This is a genomic window from Amycolatopsis sp. 505, from assembly GCF_031625235.1.
Classification (GTDB): domain Bacteria; phylum Actinomycetota; class Actinomycetes; order Mycobacteriales; family Pseudonocardiaceae; genus Amycolatopsis.
Map to the genome: position 1 here is coordinate 67,839 of NZ_JACKQP010000021.1, position 21,494 is coordinate 89,332.

The following is a 21,494-nucleotide window of genomic DNA, read 5'->3' on the forward strand; positions in this document are numbered from 1 at the left end:
GCGGCGAGGACCACCTGGTCACCCGCCAGGCGGGCTGTCCTACCGTTGCTGGAGACGTCACGACGGGAGCGCCGCAGGTGAACTTCTTCATCAGCTCCATCAAGCGGGGCGAGGCCCTGACCAACGACACCCTGATCAAGGACGAGGTGCTCGACCTCGGCGCAGTCGAGGTCTATGGCGCGATCGACGCCTACAACCGGACTCACCCGGACCGCGTGGCGATCTCGTCCGGTCAGGTCCTCCCCGGTACCCCGGACGACCACCTTCGGGAGACGTACCCACGCCACCACCGCGGCGGTTACTGGGTCGAGGAAGCCTGCTAGATCCACGAGACCGCAGCCCCGCCGGTTTAAGCGACGCGCCCGCTGATGCAGGCTGGATCACCTCCGCCCGTGCCGATGCAGCCTGCATCACCCGGAGAACCCCCCGAGCCCCGCATGGCTTCGAGACCAACGAGGCGGTCACCTCAACGTCGGCCCACCTCTCCGGCCGGGGCAGCACCCGCAGCCTATTTATCTGTACAGATAGTTAGGCCGCGGGCATCGGAAAACCTCAACGTGGTGCCGGACTTGGCGGGGCAACGCGATCGATGGCCGCCCGGATCAAGTCGCCCGTCGTCACGATCTTGGCGCGCAGCTTTGCCTGTTCCTCCAACTCGGACCTCGTGATCGGACGCTCCAGCGAGCTCAGCTGCTGCAGCCGACGCACCGCCGGCGCGGAAGCCCAATAGGTCGCCCGCCGAATCAACTCGGCAACGTCGTCCGGAACGGACACCGTCAACTTGCTACGCAGGGAGCCTCGTGACCCACGCTCGACTCCCCACGGACGACCTGGCAACGAGGCCTCGCCATGTGGAACCGGTTGCCACTCGCGCCCGAGCCAGCCGCGGGCGCCGAGCTCGGCGAGCAGGTGGTGGAGGATCACCGCCGAGACGTTGTCGCGGTACAGGCCTTCGCGACGACGTCGATCCCGCTCCCCCTCTACCCGGGCGCGCTCACGCCGGCGTTCTGCAGGATCCGGGATCAGATGCACCCGGCGCAGCTGCGCCCTCCACCAATCCCCGGTTTCGGTCACTGCTGCGTTGACCCGCTCAGCACTGCCCTTCTCGACCGCGACCACAAATTTGGGAGACATGGTTAGAATCTTAGACTATTAACCGTACAGATAAATAGGCCCCGGGTTCTCACCGGCTGTTCGGGCGCTGGTCGACGCCCTGCCTGCCTGGATAGATTTGGCCCACCAACCGACCTGCGGCGATGCGGAGTTCCACGGCACATGACGACCGAAGATGTCGACGCGATCCTGACGGACTTTGCGTCCGAGGCCGTCATCGACCCGGCAACGGCCGGTCAGCGGCTCGCTGACTGGATAGGCGGCCCGTCGGCCGCCGGCAAGGCGAAACTGCAGCAGCTCGCCTACGCCGGCCCGCGCCTCGTCGCCGAGGCGTACCTCCGCGGCGGCGCCGAACCCGGCCAGTACGAAGTCACCCGGGACCTCGTGGACGAGATCCCCTCCCCCGCCCACGGGACAGCTATCCAGGCCGTCGTGCTGCACCTGAACCGAAGGCCCCTCGACGCTGACGCGCTCATCGCCCGCTTCACCGACTCGACCGGCCTCAAAGGCCAGTGGGACGTCGGCGTCGCCGCTCTCCAGTTGCTCACCGCCGAGCTTCGCGACCAGCGCAGCTGAAACCCGGACCACAACCGCACCGAGCATGCGCGCCCGTTGTGGTCCGGGTTTCGGAGGTCAGCTCGTACGCTCACCCGATCACGGAGGTGATCCGGGAAACCCCGCGCTCCGGCCTGCGTGCTCGCCATGACTGTGGATGGCCGAAGTTGGTGATGCACGCTGCATCACCAGCTTCGCGGCGCTAGTTCATGATCACGGGAATCTTCGCGGCGACGAGATTGCCGGTGCCGAGCATGGTGCGCACCACCTCGTCGTCAAGATCGCCCGGCACCTGTGATCCCGACACAGGCCCGGCGATCGTGAGCAGACCCACCGGGTCGACACGCGTGCGAACAAGCCACGACCGCGGGACGTACAGCGGCCCGTCGAAGAGCACGAATTCGCCGCCGTCGTGGATCCGCGCCCGAACGGGCGCGGAAGGCGCGCCGGCGACCGGCGTCAGCTCGGTCCGCCAGTCCATCGTGTCGCCGCCCACCGGGTCGAAGGCCCACCCGCGATGGTTCAGCTCGATCCCGAAACTCGTCCACCACGCCAAGGGCACCTTCCCACGCCCCTCAACGATCTCGACGCACTCCAGCACCAGCGCCGGCAGACCCTCGAACTGGTGGCCGCGCGCGGCCACCGCCAGCTTCCCCGGCTCGCCCTTCCGCGGACCGAAGTGGTCCGGGATCACGGCCTCGTAGCAGTCACTCGCGGCGCCCGACGCCAACCCCATCGGGCGGAGCACGCCCGGCGGCAACGAACCCGCCGTGGCCGCGTGGTACGCGACCGGGTCATACTCCGTCGCGTCGGCCGCGGCCATTTCCTCGTCGGACGGCAACGGGTAATCGGCCAGCAGAATCCGCCGTGCCTCCGAGTAGGGCTCGCCGGTCACCGCCATCCGGTCCCGGACACGTCCCTTGAACAGATCTTCCTTCGTCACAGCAGCTTTTCCGGTACGGCTCCACGCCCCGCACCTGCAGCTCGATGACGAACTCAACGGGGTTCCGCGTGCGCGATCAAAGACCTTGGTCGAAGTGCCCTCGACGGCGTGGACGCAGAGAAGCGCGACAACGGGCTGTGCGCAAGCCCGAAAGCACTGTAGCGCAACATCTTCATGCCCTCGGCCGGGAGCGTGAGGGCGTGTCGGGCCGCTTACCACCATGCCCGGACGGTTAGCGTGTCCGTCGCGGCATCAAACCGCACCAACTTCTCCCGGCACGAGGGCGGACGCCGAAACCCGGACCACAGCCGTCCGGGTGATGCAGCCTGCATCACCGCGAGGTCGCGAGGTATGGCCGCGAGCCGGCAAACCCGGACCACAACACCGACGAGCGAACCTCCCCCGAAACCGCTGGTAGAGAACAGCGCCGGTCCCGGCTTACCGAGCGTTGCTCGGCCGAATGGGTGACGATGGACCCCATGGACGAGAAGAGGCGCCGCCCTCCTGGACCCGCTCCGGTGCCCCCGATGCTGGCCGTCCCCGGCGAACCGCCGACGGCCGACGGCTGGTGCACCGAATTCAAATGGGACGGCGTCCGGGCCATCGCCGCGGCCGTCGGCGGCCGCCTCGAGGTCTACTCCCGCCGAGAACGCCCGATCACCGCCACCTACCCCGAGATCTCCAGCCTCCCCGACCTGCTGAACGGACGTGACGCGGTCCTGGACGGCGAAGTCGTCGCGCTCGACCGCGGCCGCCCGCGGTTCGGGAAGTTGCAACGCCGCATGCACGTCCGGCGCCCGACCCGCGCGCAGCTCGCCGAGTTCCCCGTCTACTACTACGTCTTCGACCTCCTGGCCCTCGACGGCCAACCGACCACTGGCCTGCCCTACCGGGAACGCCGCAACCTGCTGACCGACCTCAAGCTCACCGAGGACCACGTCGCGACTCCGCCCAACTTCGGCGAACCGGGCCCGCCCGCGATCCTCGCCGTCGCGGCCGAGCAGCAGCTCGAAGGCATCGTCGCCAAGCGCGCCGACGCGCCATACCGACCTGGAGCCCGCTCAACGGACTGGATCAAGACCCCGTTGCGGCCCACCACCGAAGTCCTGATCGGCGGATGGCTCCCCGGCACGGGCCGACGCGCCCGCAGCTTCGGCGCCCTGCTCGTCGGCGCCCACGACCACACCGGCCGGCTGATCTGGCTCGGCAACGTCGGCACCGGGTTCACCGACGCCTTGCTGGAACTCCTCCTCGACCGGTTCGCCGCGCTCGAACGCACCACCTCGCCCTTCTCCGACCGAATCCCCAGCCAGTACACCCGCGTCGCCCGCTGGGTTGAGCCGGTCCTGGTCGCCGAGGTTCAGTACGCGGAAGTGTCCACCGACGGCAAGCTGCGCAAGCCGGCGTTCAAGGGCCTCCGCACCGACAAGCCACCCGAGACCATCGGGACACCTCAGAGCCTGCCCGGCATACCCGGCGGAGCCGCAGAAACCAGGTAGCCAGCCAACAGGGAACACCGCGAAAGCCGGACCACAAGCCCGATGCGCGCGATGCAGCCTGCATCACCGAGCCATTCCTTCACAGCGCCACAGCTCCGGCTGGCGCTTCCCCGGGCCGGCCAGTCGTCAACGCCCGTAGTTTCGCCGGACCCGAGCGAACTGCCGCGTCAGCCGCCCGCGCACGGCTCCCGGCGACACCTGTAGAACCTCGGCGATCTCCTCTTGGGTGTAGCCCAACGCGTGCAGCACCACCACCTGTCTCGTCCGGTGGCTCATCTTCGCGAGTTCGGCGCTCGCCGCGAGCCTCTCGACGGCGGCGGGCTCCGGGCTGCGCTCTACGAGGCCGGGCGCCTCACTGACCAACGCGCTGAGATCTTCGGGCGCCATGAGGGTCGTCCGATCTGCGTCCTTGCGTTCGAATTCGAAGCGCCTGTAGACGTTCGGGAACGACCTGATGCAGCTTCCCACGAAGTAAGTCCTCAACGTGGCGCCTTGCTCCGGCTGCCAATGTCCATCGTGCAAAGCGAATCGGGTGAACAAGCGGAGGCCTTGGGCGACCGTCTCCATCGCGATCTCGGCCTGGTCATCCGGCGAGATCGGTCTCGTCGGATGCGGAACTGCTCGGCCTAGCTGCGCACTCATCCCGAAGATTTGGCCCCTGCGAATCCATGCCCGCACGATAGGCAGGGTGGACGAAACGAGGTGATACCTGAACTCCTCGAATGCCGGCCCGGTGAAGCCCTCAGCCCGTAACGTGTCGACGAGGCGTCCCTCATGCGCCAACCGTTCCTGACGCTGCAAGTGGACCCCGGCGTCGACACCGAGCTCCTGCTCCTGTTGATCGACAGTGCCGGGCCCGCTGGCAACGTCAACGGCCCGTTGTCCGGCAGTCGCGGCAACCTCGCCCGGGTGCAGCCCAGCCGGCTCCCTGCAGGCTGCCGCCACAGCCTCGGGCGCCGCCATGTCGCTGGCGACGAGATGCTGCATGCCCTGCAACCGACGAACGTCAGCACCGGAGTGCGAGCCGCTAGCCGCGCCCGCATCCTGACCGATTCCGTGGCTCTCACACCATTCGCGCAGCGCTACATGCGAGAAACCTAGCAACTCGGCTACCTGGTCCGGGGCCCGCGTACCCGCGTCGTGATCGACGGGCGGTGCTTTCGGCGGTTCGCGCGGCGGGACTCCCGGATCTTCGCGGTTGGCTACGCTGAACATCGCAGCGCTCACCTGGCAAGCAGCTCGCCGCCAGGCCTCGTACCTCGGCCGAACATCCGGCTCGCCGTGACTGTCCGCAGCTGCATCGGTCGCGGTCCACAGGGACGTCAAGTAGTCGTCGTGGGTCGAGTACGAGATGTGGGCATCGACCTCTGCGGGGACCGCGTGGGGAGCCCGCGATAGCTCGAATCTCGTCATGGCTCACGTCCTCTCCCGCTGCCGAGGTGCCTGGCTGGGATCCGCAAGCTCACGCCATGTGCTCGAAGGCTACTCAAGATCACCGAAGTTTCTTGGAATCATGCGTGCCGATTCCGCGTTCTGGTGACCTATGACTAGATGTAGTTCGAATGGCGTGGCGTGTACAGCCGGGCGTTCAAGGTGGGCCAGGCCGAGCTCCTAACCTCGGCCCGACCCGCCTCTTGTCTGGTTGGTCGGTCGTTCTGGACTACGCGGAGAAGTGCTCGCGGATCACGTGGTAGGCGATGACCCCGATCCGTAGCACCCACAAGGCCGTAGTCCCGGCGAGCTTCACCGCTCGTCGGGGCTGCGGTTGCTTAGCCCGATCGTCGCTGTGCGCGACGCTCTTCGGTTCACCTCCGTTCGCGTCCTCACACTTCGGGCAACGGCATTTTTCCTTCATACAGACCCTCCCGTGGGGTTGTGGAACCCCGCGCGGCGGACCTTTCGCTGCGCGGACGGAGTACTGAGCCAGCTGGCTCAGTACTCCGTCCCCGCGACGACGCGTATGAGTCGGATAAGGCTGCCACCTCGCCCCGGAAAGTGCCACCCGCTGTACGAAGTACCAGCGGGTAACCAGCTCGGCGGCTACTTTCCCGCGGCCAGTGGCACGCGCGCCGCCGCGTTCTTCGGCCAGGGCGATGCAGCCTGCATCACCTGACGACCGGCGCGCCCGGCTCGATCGGCGGAAGTGGCCGTCCCACGTCCGGCACCACCGCACCGGCTGGCGGCCCGAACTCGAGCAAGTCCTTCGCCGCGGCGAACTCCCACAGCAGCGACCCCACGCCGTTCCGCCGGTGCACGCTGCGCCGAAACTCATCCGCGAAGGGCACCCCGAGGTACACGAAGTCGCCTTCCCACCCCGACGTCGGCTCGACAGCCTCCTCACCGGAGGCACACCACGCGTGCGGGATCTCCCAGCCGAACACCTCCGTCGCCCACCCCTCGACGTACACGACGCCGTTCCGGTCGGCGTACGTGGCGGCGTTGAACCAGCACTCCCCCACCCGGCCGCGGCGGTCCGACGGCACCGGCTCGGCAGTCGGGCGGAACAGCCGCCCGTGGGCCGCCAAGAACGCCGGCACGTTCGGATACCGCCACCCCGACGGCAACACCGCCTGCTGCGCCACCGACGCCAGCCGCCGGACCCAGTCCACCAGCGCGACCTCGTTTGCGGTCGGCCCGACCGTCGAGCCGGCCGGTGATGCAGGCTGCATCACCGGCGGCTCAGCTCTTCCAGCCCCGGAGCATGGCGCCCCAGAGCCGCGCTGACGTAACGGAGCGTCGACGCGGCCTGCGACAGCTGCGTCGTCGGCCGCCCGCCCGGCAACCACTCCGGAATCTCCGTGTCCAGCGCGACGGCGAGCTGCTCCAGCAGCGCGGCCGCCGACGTCAGGCACTCGGCGAGGCGGCCGTCCTCGGCCGCCGCCATCGCCCGCACGAAGAGGTTCTCCGCCACTGTGTCCTCGACCGCGCACGCGGGCGCTGCAGCGTCCGGAAGCCACTGCAGCGCCAGCTGTAGCGCTGGCTCCAGCACGTGGTACTCCTGCCCGCGGTCATCGCTTACCGGCGTCGCCGGCGCCGTATGAACTTGCGTCATCTCCGCGACGACGACCAGGACCGCGTCCTCGCCGAGCGTCACGCCACGAGGAACACGGACGTGGTCCTCGACGACGAGGGCAATCTCGCCGGGCAGCCTTCCCAGCAACTCGCCCAGCTCGGCGACCGTAGAAACGATCGGGCGGTCGGCGAGTTCGCCGCGCACAGCGTCGAACGCCGCGTGCATCTGGTCCGCTGCGGCGTCGAGCGCGACCCCGCGGCCGCTCGGTTCGTGTGCCCTCGGTGTCCGCCGAGCCAACTTCTCCAGGGCCACGGCGTCGTCGCCCTCGACGAGCAAAGCCTCGGTCAGCCGCCGCGACCACGCGACAGCCGCCGTGAGATCGCCCGAGCGGTGAGCCCGCTGCACTTGCTCCAGGCACCGAGAGGCGCTTACGCGGTCGTCATCGGGCATTCGTCGGTGATCCTCCGCTCGGCCACGCCTGTCTCGCTGTGCTCACCCTCGTCCTCCCCGGGATCGATGTCGAGTTAGCCGCTCTTGCGGCGCTCACTGCCGACGGGCTGGTCGGCCAGAGCCCGTGCCTGTGCGGCGTATCCCAGGCGGTCCAGCTCCCAGACCACCCAATCTCGGCGGGACTCTCGGCGTTCGGGCATCCCCGCGAAGACCATCTGCTTCACCCGCTCGAAGCCGTCGCCGACTCGGATCGGTGAGCCGTCGGCGGAGAACGTCAGCATCGACGCCAGCGCGTACGACGTCATCCGCGCGGTGTGGGGATTGATGTCGCCCGGCCCATCCTTCTGTTCGAGTCGCCAGATCGCGCGCAAGCCGGCTTCGCGGAGCGCATTGACCAACTCAGCGTTCGGGTACGGCTTCGACTTGCGCGTCCACCACATGCGGTCTCTCCTCCTACCGGCCGTCAAGTTCGGGCATTGCGGCCCGCGGGGCCACCCGCGTCGCGCTTCCGGCCCTGCCGTGAGCACGGCTCGATCGCGCCGACGTGGACCCAAGCCACCTCGCGGCGACCGGAGGGACGACAAGCGCCGACCGCTCGGTGATGAGGCTGCATCACCCCGGACGACGCGAGCTCGGGGCCAGCGCCGGATGTCGGCGCCCTGGCCGACGCGCCGACCGCTCACGACGGAGCATCCCCTGGAGGTACCGAACCGGGGTTGCGGAGTTCCCGAAACCCCCGCAGAATCGCGAACTTGTTCCGCCCGCCGATCGCCTGCTGCACGATCCTGCGCCGAAGTTCCTTCAAACTGCGCACGCTCTCCAGCCGCGTCAGCTGCAGCTCGCCCGCGACCGTGAGCAGACCGGCACGATCCAGCCCCAGGCCCTCCAGGTACACCGCCCCGTCTTCAGCCCGCTGCGTACTGCGCAGCCGCTCGGCGACCGCGCCCGCACCGCCGGGAACGTCGACCACGCCCGGTGATGCAGCCTGCATCACCGGTTCCGACGCAGTCGGCGAGCCGGACGGCGTGCCGCTGCGCAGGGCGGTCCGGATCAGCCGCTCGGCGGCGGTCGCCTGCACCTTCACCTCATGCACCCACGCGAGCGTCTCCCGCAGCACGGCCTCGGCGCCGCTGGCCGCAGCTGCCTGCCTGTCCGCACGCCACCGCTGCGGCGCATCCGCCGGCTCGAGGCGCACGTCGTCCTGGAGCACGTCGTCGGCCATCGTCCGGACGAGGTCCGCGATCTGTTCGTAAGCGCTCAGCACCGCCTCGCCATCCAGCTCACCTGCCGGCAGCTCGTCCATCATCACCTCGAAGGCACATCGGCCGAATCCCGCCGGAGTCGACGGGCCGGGAGGAATCGTTGCGCAGCGGGAACTCGTCGCCCACCGCGCGATCTGGCGCGGCGCCGTCGGATCCAAGACCCGCCAGCAGAGCGCGGTGGCGCGGCCGTCGTCGACGGCGGTGGGTGATGCAGCCTGCATCACCCGCGCCCACGGTCACGCCGGTGCTGACCGCGCTGCCGCTGCCGCTGCGGCGGCAGCAGCCTCGGCTGCCGCTCGCTCGTCGTCCGGAAGCAGCTTGAACGAGACGATCGCGATCAGGTCCTCCCGGCCGCGGAACGTCACGATAGTCGGCTTGCCGGCGACGGCGTCCTTCATCACGGCGCGCAGCGACTCGCGCGCCGTCTTCGACGGCCGACGCTCCACCGACTCCGCGCTGACCCCGTGCTCCTGGGCGAGTTGCTGCCAACGCGCCAGCGGCACCGCGGCCAGCTGCGGCTTGTGTCCGAAGGTGATCACCACGGTCTGGCTGAACGTCTGCACGCGGTCGAGAAGTTCGCCCCACTGCGTACGCGCATACTCGGACGGCTCAACGTTCGCCGGCCGGACTTCGGGTTCCGGAACCATACCCGAAAACATACCGTTCATACCGCACCCGGTGCAAGGCCGGCACAGCCGCTCACCGTGCGGAGGTGGCTCGCGGGGCGCTCGCCGCCCCCGCACCCCAGGCGAACCGTCCGGAGAGGGGGGAAGCCTGCCTGCTCGCCTTGGCAGGGTGGCGGGGTTGGTGCTCTCTCCGTCCAGCCCTCACGGATCTACCTGACCCGGGCGCGGGGTGCAACCGAAAAGCGTGGTTGCACCCCGCGCCCGCGCCAGGTAGACGCCGAACCGGGCCGGACGGAGAGAGCACCAACCCCCAGGGGTTTCGAACCTCGCCCTCCGGGCATCGGCCGGAAATCCGATCAAGAAACCCTTGCGGTATGAACGGTATGAACGGTATGATTAAAGCATCGCAAGGGAGACACCGAGACGAAAGGCCAGAACGTGAACGACGACACCGGCACCCGCAACGCCCGGCGGCTCGCCGTGGTTGACGGGCTTACCACCGACGCCGTCATGTTGGGGGAGCTGCTGAGGGACGCCGGTTTTGACCGGGACACCCGCCGCCCGTTCCTCGCCCACGAGGAGAGCGGCGTCACCGTCTTCTTCGAGCCCGAGCGGGTCCGGATCAGCTTCCCGCACGAGCAGGCAGAGCGGCACCTCGCCGTCATCGACTTTCCCCGCTGCACCCCGCACGGCGTTCTTGCACACGTCGCCGTCGCGCTCAGCCAAGCCGTTGACTGGTGAGCCGCCCACTACCGCCGTTCGGCGGGTGCCTGCAGTACCAGCAGGGCTGCCCGTGCCCGCCCCACGCCACCACCAACACCGCCAAGTGCCAGGCCGGTAAAGCCAGACAGCGAGCCCGCGAAGTACCGGAGCACGCCCACGGCACCGCATCCGGCTACGTCAACTACCGCTGCCGCTGCGAGGCGTGCACCGCTTCCAATACCGCCAGACACCGTGCCGAGACCGACCGTCGCGCCCGCGACGTGCCAGAGCACGTGCACGGCACCGTGAACGGCTACACCAACTACCGCTGCCGGTGTGAGCCGTGCACCGCCGCTAAGTCCGTAGCGAACAGCGCGCGTCGAAGCCGACCACCAGCCCCGGCCGACACACCCCGGTGATGCAGCCTGCATCACCCCAACCAAGGAGAAACGCACATGGGTGACCAATGGGCGCACGTGCACCTCGCGGACGAGGTCCACGACACCGTGGAGAGCATCTGCGATCAGTTCGGCGGAGACGTCGTCGAAGGCGACGCCGACAAGTTGGCCGTACGCCTCTCCGAGGGCAGCGACGGCGTCGTGATCTACGGCAGGCGTCACCAGCTGGCCGAATTCGGTCGACGTCTGGTCGACCGGTACGCGTGATTCTCAACCCGGACGCGTGCACCCCGCCAACCGCACTTCCCGGTGATGCAGCCTGCATCACCCCGACACTCCCAGGAGCACAACCCCACATGCCCGGATACGTCCTCAGCTCGGCCACCATCGGCCCCGCCTACATGACCGCCGACCAACTGCAGCTCGGTGACGTCATCGACTTCACCCCCGAGTTCGGCCACCTGGAGGTGACCGCCCTCGCCCAGCCCACCCACGCGAAGAACGTCTACCTGATCTACACCGACCAGCTGAACCGGCCGCTCATGTGCAACGACGCAACCCCCATCCGGATCGTCCGCTGCATCCGGCCGACCACCGTCACGTGCATGTTCTGCAGCGACGCCATGCTCATCGAGTACGACGCCGCCGCGTTCACCAACATCACCGCCGGACTCTGCGACACCTGCGCAGCCTGCAACGAGGTGATCAAGTGACTACCCCCGCAGCCGGTGATGCAGGCTGCATCACCCCGCCGACCCTCCGCCAGCTCGTCCAGTTCATCAACGTCATGACCGAAGACTCCACCCACGCCGACGACGTCCTGAAAGACCTCATCTACACCGGCGCGGACACCCTCACCGACTACCAGAAACGCATGTTCCACAGTCTCGCTGAGTCCTACGCGGGTGACGCACTCGTGTTCGCCAGCATCCACCCGGGCGGGCGCGACCAATCCACCACCACCAGCCCCGCCCTGGTGTTCGCCCACGCTGTCCTGAACGCCGAACGTCAGCTCACCGCCGAACTCGGGGTGCCCGAGCACCGCCCCGACGGCGGGCACTTCGCTGCCGCCCGCGCCGCTGTCCTCGTACTGGCCTGGGCCGAAATCGTGTTCGGCCACACCGAAGCACAACAGCTCTTCCGACGAGCGCTCGACTACATCCGCAGGCCGGGCTAGCACCGCGCGCCCGCAGCCATCCACTGAACGGTATGAACGGTATCCCGGGGCGGCGTCGCCGCCCCGGGAGGAAGGACCCGACCATGGGCCGCAAGAAGTACACGGACGAGGAAATCGCCGAGCGCAAGGCGCGCGACGCCGCACTCGCCGCCCGCGCCGACGAGACGCTCGCCGACCCGGACGCCACCACCCAGCTCGTTCACGCGCTGCTCACCATCACGAGCCCCCGAATTCTCGGCTACTCCCTGCGGAATCAGGCCATGCTCATGGCTCAGGCCGACGAACGGGGGACCACGCTCACCGACGTCGACACCCTCAAGGGGTGGCGCGAGCGGGGCCGCCGCGTCCTGCGCGGGTCGGTGTCCTATCGCATCGTCCAACCGCGCGGAGCCGTCGAGGACGGCGACGGCGACGGTGAAGAGGCCCTCACGCCCGTCAACCAGCCCGACACCGGCGACCCGGCCGAGACGGGTACGCGGCGCGAGCTGTTCCGCATGCAATACCTGTTCGACATCAGCCAGACCGAAGGCGTCGACGAAGAGATGCCCGGCTACCACCCGCTCACCGTCGCCGACTCCACCGCCGCACTCCGCGCCACCCTCGCCGACCAGCTCGACCGCTACGGCTACGCCGTCGTGATCGGCGACGTCCCGGCCGCCGTCGTCAACGACGACCCCCCGACCGTCACCGTCCCGGACGGTTTCCCCGTCGTCGAACTCGCCCACGCCGTCGGTGCCCTCCGTAGCCGGCCGAAGGACGACCGTCCCCGGATGCGCCCCCGGGAACAGCCCGCCGAGAGTGATGCAGCCTGCATCACCCCGGACCCCGCCCGGCTGACCTTCGATCTCGGCACCTACGGGACCGCGACCGCCCGCGCCCGCGCCGAACTCACCACCGGAACCGTCGTGTACACCGTCAGGGCCCACCGCGTCGCCGGAGCGTTCACCGTCCACAGCCACGAGGCCGCCGACTACGACACCGTGAACACCGCCACCGTCCGGTTCGGCGACTGGACCCACACCGATTACGTCCGGGACGACCGGGCCCCCGACCTCCCGACCATCAACAGCATCACCGTGCACGGCGGATGCTGGAACGTCAGCAGCGACGACGTCGACCGGATCACCCACTGGCGAGTCCACGCCCGCCGAGGCGACTACGGCGGCACCGCCGCGCCGGACAAGACCACCCAGCGCGCCGCCGCCGTCGTCCGCGCCGTCCTCGCCGACTGGTACGCGCGCGACGACCTCGCCGAACTCCACGCCGCCCGAGCGCGGTACGACGCGCAAGGCCGAAAGCGCTTCGCCGAGCACGTCGCCGCAACGGCGGCCGTCCGGCTGGCACAGGCCACCACCGAACACGCCGAGGCCATGGAAACGGTCGAGCGCTACACCCAGCTCTCCGCCGAGCCGGACGTGACCCAGGACACATGATCTTCCCTTGGGTATGAACGGTATGAACGGTATGATTTGAATATCAGGAAGAAGCCACAACAGCGAAGGAGCAAAGCCGATGATCGCCGACACCACGGCCCATGAGCACCGGGTCACCGTGGTCCTGCACCTCGATTGCGGCCACGTTCGGGAATACCCGCTGCCCGACGCCACGGTGGGCGAAAACCCTGCCTACGCCGCACCGGGGACCCCCTGGCACTGCCAGGCCTGCAGCGCCACGTTCCCGTCCAGGCGGACCGTCACGGCCGTGCGCTACGACTACGGGTGCGAAGAGTGCGAAGCCGTCACCTCCGAGCCGGACGCCTGCCGCCTTCCGCAGTTCCAGCCGTACCAGTGGGCACATGATCACGGCCTCTACGACGTCGCCGGATACGTGATCGTCCGAGGCTGTCCGAACGGGGGAGCGGGACGCGACCTCGCCGACGTGGCCACCCTGCCCGGAGCCAGCCAGTACGGCCGGGCGGTCGAACTCACCCGGAAGTTCGCCGCCGCCGTCCCGCGCAGCTTCTCCTACGCGATCGTGGCCGTCTACGCCGACGGATGCCGTACCGACCGCAAGCCGTGATCCCGGGTGATGCAGCCTGCATCACCGCTCGACCCTGGAGGAACCCCAGCATGAGCCCCACCACGAACGCCCGCCGCTACGTCGTCGACTACGACTGTGGCCACAACGCCACCGGGGAGATCGACGCCGAAGCCGTCGCCCGGCTGTCGGACATGATCCCCGTCGGCATGGTGGCCCCATGCTTCCACTGCGGCGAGGACACCACCGTCAAGGGTGTCCGCCTCCGCCGACGGAAGCGACCGGCGGGCACCTCCGGCCGGAAGCCGGCCGGAACCCGCAAGAAGTGACCCAGGTCACCCCTGAAAACCTAGCGGTATGAACGGTATGAACGGTATGATTTGAGTATCAGGAAGTGAGGCCACGGCCGAACTTCCCCGGGGCGGGCCGGAGAGTCCCGACCCGCCCCGGACCCAATTACATGTAAAACATGCAAAGGATGAGACGATGACCGCCACCAAGCCCACCGACACCCCGCAGCTCACCATCGAGACCCCCAAGGACGCCGACACCGTGACCACCTCCGAGACGCGCCGCCGCCCGAAGAAGCCGAAGTCCGGCCGGACCGCATTCGGCCGACCGGCCGACGCGGCGGCCCCGGAGCAGGAGGCCGCCGAGACCCCGACCGCCGACGCCCAGGCCCCCGCCGGAGCGGGATCGGGCGACGAGACCTCAGCCGAGCTGGAACAGCCGGAAACCGCCGCGACCGAACCGGCGCCGGTTTCCAGCGACCCGGCCACGCCGACCTCCGAGGGCGCGGCGCCCGCCGACGCGAGCCCGGCGCCCGCTCAGGCTCCGGCCGCCGCCGACGATGCAGGCGGCATCACCGGCGCGCTGCGCGGCGGCGGCACCACACCGCAGCCCACGGACGGCGGATGGGTCATGCTCGACCCGCAGACGGTCGCGCCGCACCCCTACAACGCGCCCGACCGCAGCAGGCCGCAGCCGGAAAACCCCAAGTACGTCGAATTGCGGGACTCCATCCGCGCCAAGGGTGTGCAGATCGCCGCCCGCGTCGTGACCATCGAAGCGTTCCTCGCGGCCCGCCCCAACCTGGCCGACGAGCTGAAGAAGCTGAACCCGAAGGCCGAGTACGTCGCAATCTACGGCCACCGCCGCCGCGCCGCCGCCGAGGAGACCGGCCGCCCGCTCAAGGCCGAAATCGACGACGCCGTGATGAAGGACAACGGCGATCTTGCGATGCTCGCCGTTGAGAACTACGGCCGCGAGGACTTCTCCGAACTCGACGAAGCCCGGATGTTCCAAAACTACATGGGGTCCGGTATCTCTCAGCGTGGTTTGGCCAAATTGCTGGGGGGAGTCACCCAGGCCACCATTTCCCGACGACTGGCACTGCTGAACACCATCCCGGAAATCCAAAAAGCCATCGAAGGCAGGAACGAGGACTTCAAGAAGGATGACGGCACCTTCCTGAAACTCGCCCCGGTCGACGCGGCAGTGATCGCGGGCAAGCTGCCGTACTGCGACCCGTCGGTGAAGAAGGAAGGCAGTCTCTCGCCCGAGCGCCGCGCGGACCAGCTCGACGCGCTGGAACGCGTGCTCGTGCGCAAGTGGACCGCCACCCGCGCGGCCGACTACGTCGCGACGGCGCGCGCGTCCGTCGAGAAAGCCGCCGCCGAAAAGGTGGATATCGTCGAGCCCCGAGAATTCTTCAAGGGCGAGAGCTACAAGCACGTGATCCGGACCGACGAGGACCGCGAGCAGGCCCGCAAGGACGGCGAACTCGTCGCCCAGGTGGACGACAGCACCGGCGAACTGAACTACTACACGAAGGCTCTTCCCCAGAAGACAAAAGCGGAACCGTCGTCGCAACAGCAGAAGGAACAGGAAGAAGACAAGCAGCGGAAATCGGCCCGCGCCAAGCGGATGGAATTCCTTCCGAAGGTCATCAAAACCCCCCTGCCGCTGCGGGAAATGACATTCTTCCTCGCGCGCCACTTCCACGACGGCATCGCGCAGGCAGCCGGGGCCAGCGAGGCCGGGAAGCTGGCGGGCAAGCTCTGGCACGAAGCCGGACTGCTCCCGTCCTTCGCCGAGGAGTGGCGCGAGCTGATGGCCGCCAACCTCGATGACCCGAAACTCGACGTTCACGGCGCATGGGTTCGAGTGATCGCCGCGCTCGAAAACAACGCGTACGCGGCCTACCGCACGTGGAACCACGTCGACATCGCGTACTTCGACATCCTGCGCGACAAGGGCGGGTACAAGCCCACCGAGTGGGAAAGCGCCAGGCTGGAGACGGCGAAGGCCGCCCACGCGGCCGCCGTCGCCGCCGACGAGGACCCCGCCGCCGACGACAACCCGGCCGCCGACGACGCGGCCGCCGAAGCCGAGATGGCGAAGGAGGGAGCCAGCGACGACGCGGCGACGGCCGAGACGGAGTGACCAACCTGGGGGCCGGGTGACCGGCCCCCAGGCCCGCCCGACGCGGGGACCGCAGCCCGGCGCATCGAGCGCCGGCCAGCGGCCGCCGCCGGGGCGCGTCGCCTCCGCGCCGGCGCAGCCGGGACCGCAGCCCGGCGCATCGAGCGCCGCCCTGCGGCCGCCGCCGGGGCGCGTCGCCTCCGCGCCGCGAGACCCGGGGACCTTGGCGCCGAGCGCCAAACCCCACCGCGACATCCCAGCCAGCGCCCGCAACAGCCACCGACCTCGGTGGTGCAGCCTGCATCACCTCACCCACAGCCTGGAGATCGCTACCTCATGAGCACCGTCGCCGTCGTCAACCTGGCCGGCTCCGCCGGCAAAACCACCACCGCCACCACCCTCGCCGTCCAGCTCGCGCAGCAAGGTCGCAAGTGCCGCATCATCGACTTCGACGCGCAGACGAACACCAGCACCTGGTTCGGCATCGACGTCGGCAACCGGCCGACCATCGCCGACGTGCTACTCGGCCGGGCCACACTCGCCGAGGCCTCTGTCAAGATCGCCGACGTGCCGAACCTGAGCGTGGTGCCCTCAACCCGGGGCGGGCTTGACCGGGCTCAAGTCGAACTCACCCGCGAGACCGGGTCGGAATTCCGCTTCGCAGAGGTCCAGCGGATGGCCGACGACGTCGACCACACCATCATCGACTGCCCCGGCAGCTACTCCGTCCTCGTCGTGTCCGCGATCCTGGCCACCCAAGCCGACGAAGACGACGAGGAAAGTCTCGGCCGAAGTGGCGTCATCACCTGCACCCAGCCGATGCTCAAGGAGAACGAAGGCATCCCGGTACTGCTCGCTGAACTCGACAAGATCAAGCGCACCTACCGGCGCAACGTCGAGCTGTTGGCCATCGTCCCGTGCATCGTGCCGCCGGACAACGCCGGCGACGTCTACATGGAGCAGCTCGAGAGCGTGCGGGAGGCATTCCCGGACATCGTGACCCCGAGCGTCCGCCGCAGCGTCACCGTCGCCGAGGCCTACACCAACAGCTGTCCCATCCCGCTCTTCAACAAGGCCAAGCTGGTGAACGGCGACTACGCCGCCGTCCTCGCGTCTACCCAGAAGCGCGGAGTCCTGATCTGACCCGGCCAGTCGGTTCCCGCAGACCCTCGCGGCGGCCAGTTCATCGGGGCGGCCCCGGGCGTCAGCCCACGCACAAGGACTTCCACGTGACGAGCAGTAGCAACGGCAGCAGTGCCCCGACCACGGGGCCCGACCCTGCGAAAAAATCGCGCGACCCCACGGTCGGCATCGACCGAGATCTCTACGACCGTCTCAAGGGCGCGGTCCTGCTCATGCGGGGGAGGGGAGACGGCCGGTACACCGTCACCAGGGCCGTCGGCGAAGCCGTCGAAGCCCTGATCACGCGGATCGAAACCGAGTACAACAACGGCGAACCAGTCCAGCCCGACCACAGTCCGCTCCCGCCGGGTGCACCGCCCGGCCGCACCGCGTAGACACAACCGCACACCGACTGATGCAGGCTGCACCACCTCGGCATGTCGACCGTGGGGGCGATGCAGCCTGCATCACTTCGTTGGCCGAACGCGAGAGGCACCGCAACGGCCGGTTCGGCGCTGGCGACCTATCACGGGCAGGGACACCAAGACGACGCTACGATCTGCGGCAACTGAGGGAGGAGTCCCCTCGCCGCGGACGACGGGAAGACCCGATGACAGCGCTGCCGGACTGGCTGCAGCTCTCGCACGAGGGCCTCACAGCCGAGGCCTACACCGCACTCCCAGAAGAGGTGTGCGAGCGGATCGAGGTCGTCGACGGTGCCGTCGTGGTGCTACCGGCACCGCGCCGACCGCACCAGCGACTGGTGCGCCACCTCGCCGACGCCATCGAGGCCCTAAGCCGTCCCGGGCTCTCCGTCGCTACCCACGTCGACCTCCGGATCCGTGACACGCCGCTGCTCAACCGACGCCCTGACATCGTCGTCTACGACGCGAATACCCCTGATGACCAACCGCTCCGCCCTGCGGATTGCCTACTCGTGGTCGAAGTGACAACCACGGAATCGGCGACTGCCGACCACGTCACCAAACCCTCAGAATTTGCGGCGGCCGGTATCAAGCACTACTGGCGCGTAGAGCACACGCACGATTCGCGACGTCGCGCAGTGCGCCATGCCTTCACTGCCACCGTGGACACGACTTACACGGTCGTGGGCATTGACGACCACGTGCTCGTCACCGACAAACCGTTCGCACTCTCCATCGAGCTGGACAGCCTCTAAGCCTGCAGCTCGGCGCACGAACGAACACCGGGGACACCCGGGTATCGAGCCGCCGACCTCTCCAAAGGCGCTAGTCGAGGTGGACCGCGCTCGCCGGATCTCCCACCTGGGCGTCCACCGTTCCTCCCGCTTTCGACGGCCCACGGACCGGTGCGAGCCCGACCTGGCGCAGCTCCTTCGCGGACCAGCCGCCACTTTTCGCCGCGTCCCAATCCGCCGACGTCGCGTGCGTTGATACCTCAAGTGCCTTCTTCGTCGCCTCGATGACCGCGTCGATGTCCCCGCCAAGCGACTCAGGTGCGCCGGAGCGAAGCGCCGACGCCGACGCCAGCAACTCACGGAGTCGCCGCGTCGTTTCCCAGGACTTCGCCAACGGCTCGATCAGCCGGACCCGTTCGGCAGCTCGCCTCGCCTGCAGCTCCTCGGCTGCGGTAATGACCTTGCTCCCCATGCGGACCACGGTACGCGTGCGCCGCTCTCGTCCGCCCGTGTGGCGGCCCGGGTGCGGGTCGGCGGCGGCCGGGTGCCTGAACGGCGGCCGGCGCTTCGAGCGCCGTCCGCCGTCCTCGCGGGGCGGGTCGCCTGCTGCGGGGGCGGGTTCGTGTGGCGGCCCGGGTGCGGGTCGGCGGCGGCCGGGTGCCTGAACGGCGGCCGGCGCTTCGAGCGCCGTCCGCCGTCCTCGCAGGGCGCGTCGCCCGCCGCCAGCGCTCCGCTCAGGAGCAAGATAGGGTTTTCCTATGGAAAACCCTTAAAAGTCGACCGCGTCGGCGGCGGTTGTGGCACAATGGACAGCGGGGGAGAGGGAGCCAGGGGAGATGCCGACCCAGCGCCGCAGGGGACGCCTGGACGGTGAAAAGCGAGACCAGACGACCGCGCCGATCAACTGGTCGCCGTCGGAGCTCGCCGTCATCGCGGCGGCCGCCAGCGCGCGGCAGCAGTCGAACACCACGTTCATCGCGACCGCGGCGCTCGACGTCGCGACCGGCCGCTTCGGGCCGGTTAACGCGAACGGCGAGGCCCGCGGTTTCACCGCCGACGAGGTCACGACAATCCGGCTCATCATGGACGAGCTCATGGCGCTCCGGCGTCTGCTGGCCAACGCCGCCGGATCGCTGAACCAACTCGCCGCGGCAAGCAACAGCGGCAACCCACCGACCGGGCCGGCCATCGAGAGCGCCTTGGCGTACCTACGACAGCGACTCATCCAGCACGACGAGCTCAGCGCCCAGCTGCTCGACCTCATCGAGCCGGAATAGGTCCGCCGGTGATCGTGAAGGAAGCTCAACGCGGTTCACACACCGCTGGATTGCTGTCCTACCTGTACGGGCCGGGCAAAGGGCCCGAGCGTGGCGGCACAGTCCACATCAACCCGCGAACCATCGCCAGCTGGGACGGCGTCCCGGACGTGCACGTCCCGGCCCAGCGTGCAGGCGGCGGGCAGTCGATCCGCGCCATGGCGCGCACGATCGACCTACCCGCCCGCCTCGCCGGGCGATCATCGACGAACCGGACCGGACACATCGTGGTGGCCAACCACTCCGACGACCCCGTACTCAGCGACGAGCAATGGCGGGAGATCGCCGAGACGACGATGCGCCGGGCCGGGCTCTGGAACGGTCCCGATGACGCAGCCGCGGTGCGCTGGATCGCCACCCGGCACGACGACAACAGCATCCACATCACGTACTCACGCGTCCGCGAAAACGGAAGCGATGCAGGCTACATCAACTACACCCGCGCCTGGGAAGCCATGCGCCACGAGTACGAAGCGCGGTTCGAACTGGTGCCCACCGGGCGCGCGGACGGTACCAGCCGACGCCCGTACCACCAGGCCGAAGCGAGTCGGGCGAAGGCGGAGCAGAACAAGCTGGGAGGCGATCCGCAGGCTCTGCCGGACACCGCGCAGCTGCGCCACTGGTGCACCGTCATCGCCCTGGAAGCCAGCTCCGAAGAGGTCTTCGTGAACCGCCTTCGCGCGGCCGGCATCACCGTCGCCGAGCAGACCGACGCGGACGGCGTCGTCATCGACTACCGCGTCGGTGTCCGCACCGACGGAGCCGGGCAGCCGGTGCTCTACAACCTCGGCAAGCTCGCACCCGAACTGCGCCTGAGCGAACTACGCACATCCTGGGCGACACCGCGCGAGGATGCGAGTGCACCGGTCGCCGCCGCGGCCGACGCGCTCGAACATGCCGCCGCCTCAGCACCCGACGAGCCCAGCGATCCCGAGCTCGCCGAGATCGGCCACGCCGTTCGCGACGTCCTGCACGCCGCCGCGGCCTACACCGACCTCGGTGAACTCCGCGCCGCGGCCGAAGCCGCCGAACGAGCGAGCCGCCTGGCCGCCCAGATGCCAGCAATGCCGGCGCTCACCCGAGGACCAGCCGCCGAGATGGCTCGCGACCTCCGGACCAGCGCAAGCATTCTGCTCAACGCCCGCAGCAACGACGACCACGACGACGACACCGCCGCCCGGATCGTCCTCGCCGTCGCCGCCGTCCTCATCCAGCTCGAAGCTTGGCACGAGCTCGCCGACCGGCGCGCAGCCGCGCACGCGGCAGTCACCGCCCGCGAACGCGTTCTCGAGGCCCGCCGAGCACTCACCAGCCACCGGCCGGTTGCCCAGCAACCAGCCACCCCTCGGCCCGGGGCCGGGGCCGACTACAGCGCCGCCAGGACGACCGCGCCGAGCACGCCGCCGGACGTCCCCCGCCGGCGCTGAACCGCGTTAGGGGGCACCACCATGACAACCCGAGAAGAAGTACCCGACATCATCCCCGGCGGCCACTTTCGCGAGGGAGCCGCCGTAGCGCAGACGCTCGCACAGCTCGCCGCGCTCAAACGCGACATGATCGAACGCCGCCACCTCGAAGAAATGCGCGACATCAAGCACGAGCAGGAACGCGCCGAGACGTTGCAGCGGCAGGCCGAGCGGGACGCCGAGCGCAAGGCGGAGATGGCCGAGCGGGACCGGATTCGTGACGAGAAGACCGCCGAGCGGGACGCCGAGCGCAAGGCGGAGATGGCCGAGCGGGACCGGATTCGTGACGAGA

At 69.0% G+C, this 21,494-nt stretch carries 26 protein-coding genes; 17 read left to right on the plus strand and 9 right to left on the minus strand.

Annotated elements, in window-relative coordinates:
- Positions 1-77: 77 nt before the first annotated feature.
- Positions 78-323: a hypothetical protein gene (locus H5965_RS45255; RefSeq protein WP_310977499.1), complete on the plus strand. Its 246-nt coding sequence runs from the start codon at positions 78-80 to the stop codon at positions 321-323.
- A 229-nt stretch (positions 324-552) separates the two neighbouring features.
- Here H5965_RS45255 and H5965_RS45260 read toward each other — a convergent pair whose 3' ends face one another.
- Complete coding sequence (locus H5965_RS45260; protein ID WP_310977500.1) at positions 553-1,134, minus strand: hypothetical protein; 582 nt, start codon at positions 1,132-1,134, stop codon at positions 553-555.
- 141 nt (positions 1,135-1,275) lie between these two features.
- Here H5965_RS45260 and H5965_RS45265 point away from each other — a divergent pair, with 141 nt between their 5' ends.
- Positions 1,276-1,689, plus strand: a complete 414-nt coding sequence (locus H5965_RS45265; RefSeq protein WP_310977501.1) for a hypothetical protein — start codon at positions 1,276-1,278, stop codon at positions 1,687-1,689.
- A 181-nt stretch (positions 1,690-1,870) separates the two neighbouring features.
- On the opposite strand, the gene H5965_RS45270 is transcribed toward H5965_RS45265, so the two are convergent.
- A complete protein-coding gene (locus H5965_RS45270; protein ID WP_310977502.1) occupies positions 1,871-2,569 on the minus strand; it encodes a hypothetical protein in 699 nt (232 codons plus the stop codon).
- Positions 2,570-3,090: 521 nt separating this feature from the next.
- Here H5965_RS45270 and ligD point away from each other — a divergent pair.
- Positions 3,091-4,110, plus strand: a complete 1,020-nt coding sequence (gene ligD / locus H5965_RS45275; protein WP_310977503.1) for a non-homologous end-joining DNA ligase — start codon at positions 3,091-3,093, stop codon at positions 4,108-4,110.
- A gap of 126 nt (positions 4,111-4,236) precedes the next feature.
- Here the strand turns inward: ligD and H5965_RS45280 are convergent, their stop codons facing one another.
- From H5965_RS45280 to H5965_RS45305, 6 genes are all read right to left on the minus strand, one after another.
- Entirely contained in the window at positions 4,237-5,337 is a 1,101-nt protein-coding gene (locus H5965_RS45280; RefSeq protein WP_310977504.1) for a sigma factor-like helix-turn-helix DNA-binding protein, read from the minus strand.
- An 878-nt stretch (positions 5,338-6,215) separates the two neighbouring features.
- Positions 6,216-6,779: a hypothetical protein gene (locus H5965_RS45285; protein ID WP_310977505.1), complete on the minus strand. Its 564-nt coding sequence runs from the start codon at positions 6,777-6,779 to the stop codon at positions 6,216-6,218.
- On the minus strand, positions 6,779-7,573 hold the full coding sequence (locus tag H5965_RS45290; protein WP_310977506.1) for a hypothetical protein: 795 nt from the start codon (positions 7,571-7,573) through the stop codon (positions 6,779-6,781). Before H5965_RS45290 ends, H5965_RS45285 begins: the two co-directional genes overlap by 1 nt.
- A 74-nt stretch (positions 7,574-7,647) precedes the next feature.
- Positions 7,648-8,013 (minus strand): hypothetical protein, encoded by a 366-nt coding sequence (locus H5965_RS45295; RefSeq protein WP_310977507.1) that lies wholly within the window; start codon positions 8,011-8,013, stop codon positions 7,648-7,650.
- Between the two features lie 239 nt (positions 8,014-8,252).
- Positions 8,253-8,879: a hypothetical protein gene (locus tag H5965_RS45300; RefSeq protein WP_310977508.1), complete on the minus strand. Its 627-nt coding sequence runs from the start codon at positions 8,877-8,879 to the stop codon at positions 8,253-8,255.
- Positions 8,880-9,071: 192 nt separating this feature from the next.
- The gene (locus tag H5965_RS45305) at positions 9,072-9,482 is read right to left on the minus strand and encodes a hypothetical protein (RefSeq protein ID WP_310977509.1); all 411 of its coding nucleotides are present in this window, start codon (positions 9,480-9,482) and stop codon (positions 9,072-9,074) included.
- A gap of 417 nt (positions 9,483-9,899) precedes the next feature.
- Between H5965_RS45305 and H5965_RS45310 the strand changes: the two genes are divergently transcribed.
- The 11 genes from H5965_RS45310 (at position 9,900) to H5965_RS45360 (ending at position 18,441) form a co-directional block, all read left to right on the plus strand.
- Positions 9,900-10,202 (plus strand): hypothetical protein, encoded by a 303-nt coding sequence (locus tag H5965_RS45310; RefSeq protein ID WP_310977510.1) that lies wholly within the window; start codon positions 9,900-9,902, stop codon positions 10,200-10,202.
- Between the two features lie 416 nt (positions 10,203-10,618).
- Positions 10,619-10,828: a hypothetical protein gene (locus H5965_RS45315; RefSeq protein WP_310977511.1), complete on the plus strand. Its 210-nt coding sequence runs from the start codon at positions 10,619-10,621 to the stop codon at positions 10,826-10,828.
- Between the two features lie 89 nt (positions 10,829-10,917).
- A complete protein-coding gene (locus tag H5965_RS45320) occupies positions 10,918-11,274 on the plus strand; it encodes a hypothetical protein (RefSeq protein ID WP_310977512.1) in 357 nt (118 codons plus the stop codon).
- Positions 11,271-11,738: a hypothetical protein gene (locus tag H5965_RS45325; RefSeq protein ID WP_310977513.1), complete on the plus strand. Its 468-nt coding sequence runs from the start codon at positions 11,271-11,273 to the stop codon at positions 11,736-11,738. Before H5965_RS45320 ends, H5965_RS45325 begins: the two co-directional genes overlap by 4 nt.
- Before the next feature lie 83 nt (positions 11,739-11,821).
- Positions 11,822-13,171, plus strand: a complete 1,350-nt coding sequence (locus tag H5965_RS45330) for a hypothetical protein (RefSeq protein ID WP_310977514.1) — start codon at positions 11,822-11,824, stop codon at positions 13,169-13,171.
- A gap of 79 nt (positions 13,172-13,250) precedes the next feature.
- Positions 13,251-13,757 (plus strand): hypothetical protein, encoded by a 507-nt coding sequence (locus H5965_RS45335; protein ID WP_310977516.1) that lies wholly within the window; start codon positions 13,251-13,253, stop codon positions 13,755-13,757.
- A 50-nt stretch (positions 13,758-13,807) separates the two neighbouring features.
- The gene (locus tag H5965_RS45340; RefSeq protein ID WP_310977517.1) at positions 13,808-14,044 is read left to right on the plus strand and encodes a hypothetical protein; all 237 of its coding nucleotides are present in this window, start codon (positions 13,808-13,810) and stop codon (positions 14,042-14,044) included.
- 157 nt (positions 14,045-14,201) lie between these two features.
- Complete coding sequence (locus H5965_RS45345) at positions 14,202-16,160, plus strand: hypothetical protein (RefSeq protein ID WP_310977518.1); 1,959 nt, start codon at positions 14,202-14,204, stop codon at positions 16,158-16,160.
- 315 nt (positions 16,161-16,475) lie between these two features.
- Positions 16,476-17,282, plus strand: a complete 807-nt coding sequence (locus H5965_RS45350; RefSeq protein WP_310977519.1) for an AAA family ATPase — start codon at positions 16,476-16,478, stop codon at positions 17,280-17,282.
- A gap of 86 nt (positions 17,283-17,368) precedes the next feature.
- The gene (locus H5965_RS45355) at positions 17,369-17,656 is read left to right on the plus strand and encodes a hypothetical protein (protein ID WP_310977520.1); all 288 of its coding nucleotides are present in this window, start codon (positions 17,369-17,371) and stop codon (positions 17,654-17,656) included.
- A gap of 215 nt (positions 17,657-17,871) precedes the next feature.
- Positions 17,872-18,441, plus strand: coding sequence for a Uma2 family endonuclease (locus H5965_RS45360; protein ID WP_310977521.1), 570 nt, complete (start codon positions 17,872-17,874; stop codon positions 18,439-18,441).
- 70 nt (positions 18,442-18,511) lie between these two features.
- Here H5965_RS45360 and H5965_RS45365 read toward each other — a convergent pair whose 3' ends face one another.
- Entirely contained in the window at positions 18,512-18,892 is a 381-nt protein-coding gene (locus tag H5965_RS45365; RefSeq protein ID WP_310977522.1) for a hypothetical protein, read from the minus strand.
- A 364-nt stretch (positions 18,893-19,256) separates the two neighbouring features.
- Here H5965_RS45365 and H5965_RS45370 point away from each other — a divergent pair, with 364 nt between their 5' ends.
- From H5965_RS45370 to H5965_RS45380, 3 genes are all read left to right on the plus strand, one after another.
- On the plus strand, positions 19,257-19,697 hold the full coding sequence (locus H5965_RS45370; protein WP_310977523.1) for a hypothetical protein: 441 nt from the start codon (positions 19,257-19,259) through the stop codon (positions 19,695-19,697).
- Between the two features lie 50 nt (positions 19,698-19,747).
- On the plus strand, positions 19,748-21,163 hold the full coding sequence (locus H5965_RS45375; RefSeq protein WP_310977524.1) for a relaxase/mobilization nuclease domain-containing protein: 1,416 nt from the start codon (positions 19,748-19,750) through the stop codon (positions 21,161-21,163).
- Positions 21,164-21,184: 21 nt separating this feature from the next.
- On the plus strand, positions 21,185-21,494 hold a 310-nt coding region (locus H5965_RS45380), incomplete at its 3' end, for a hypothetical protein (RefSeq protein WP_310977525.1).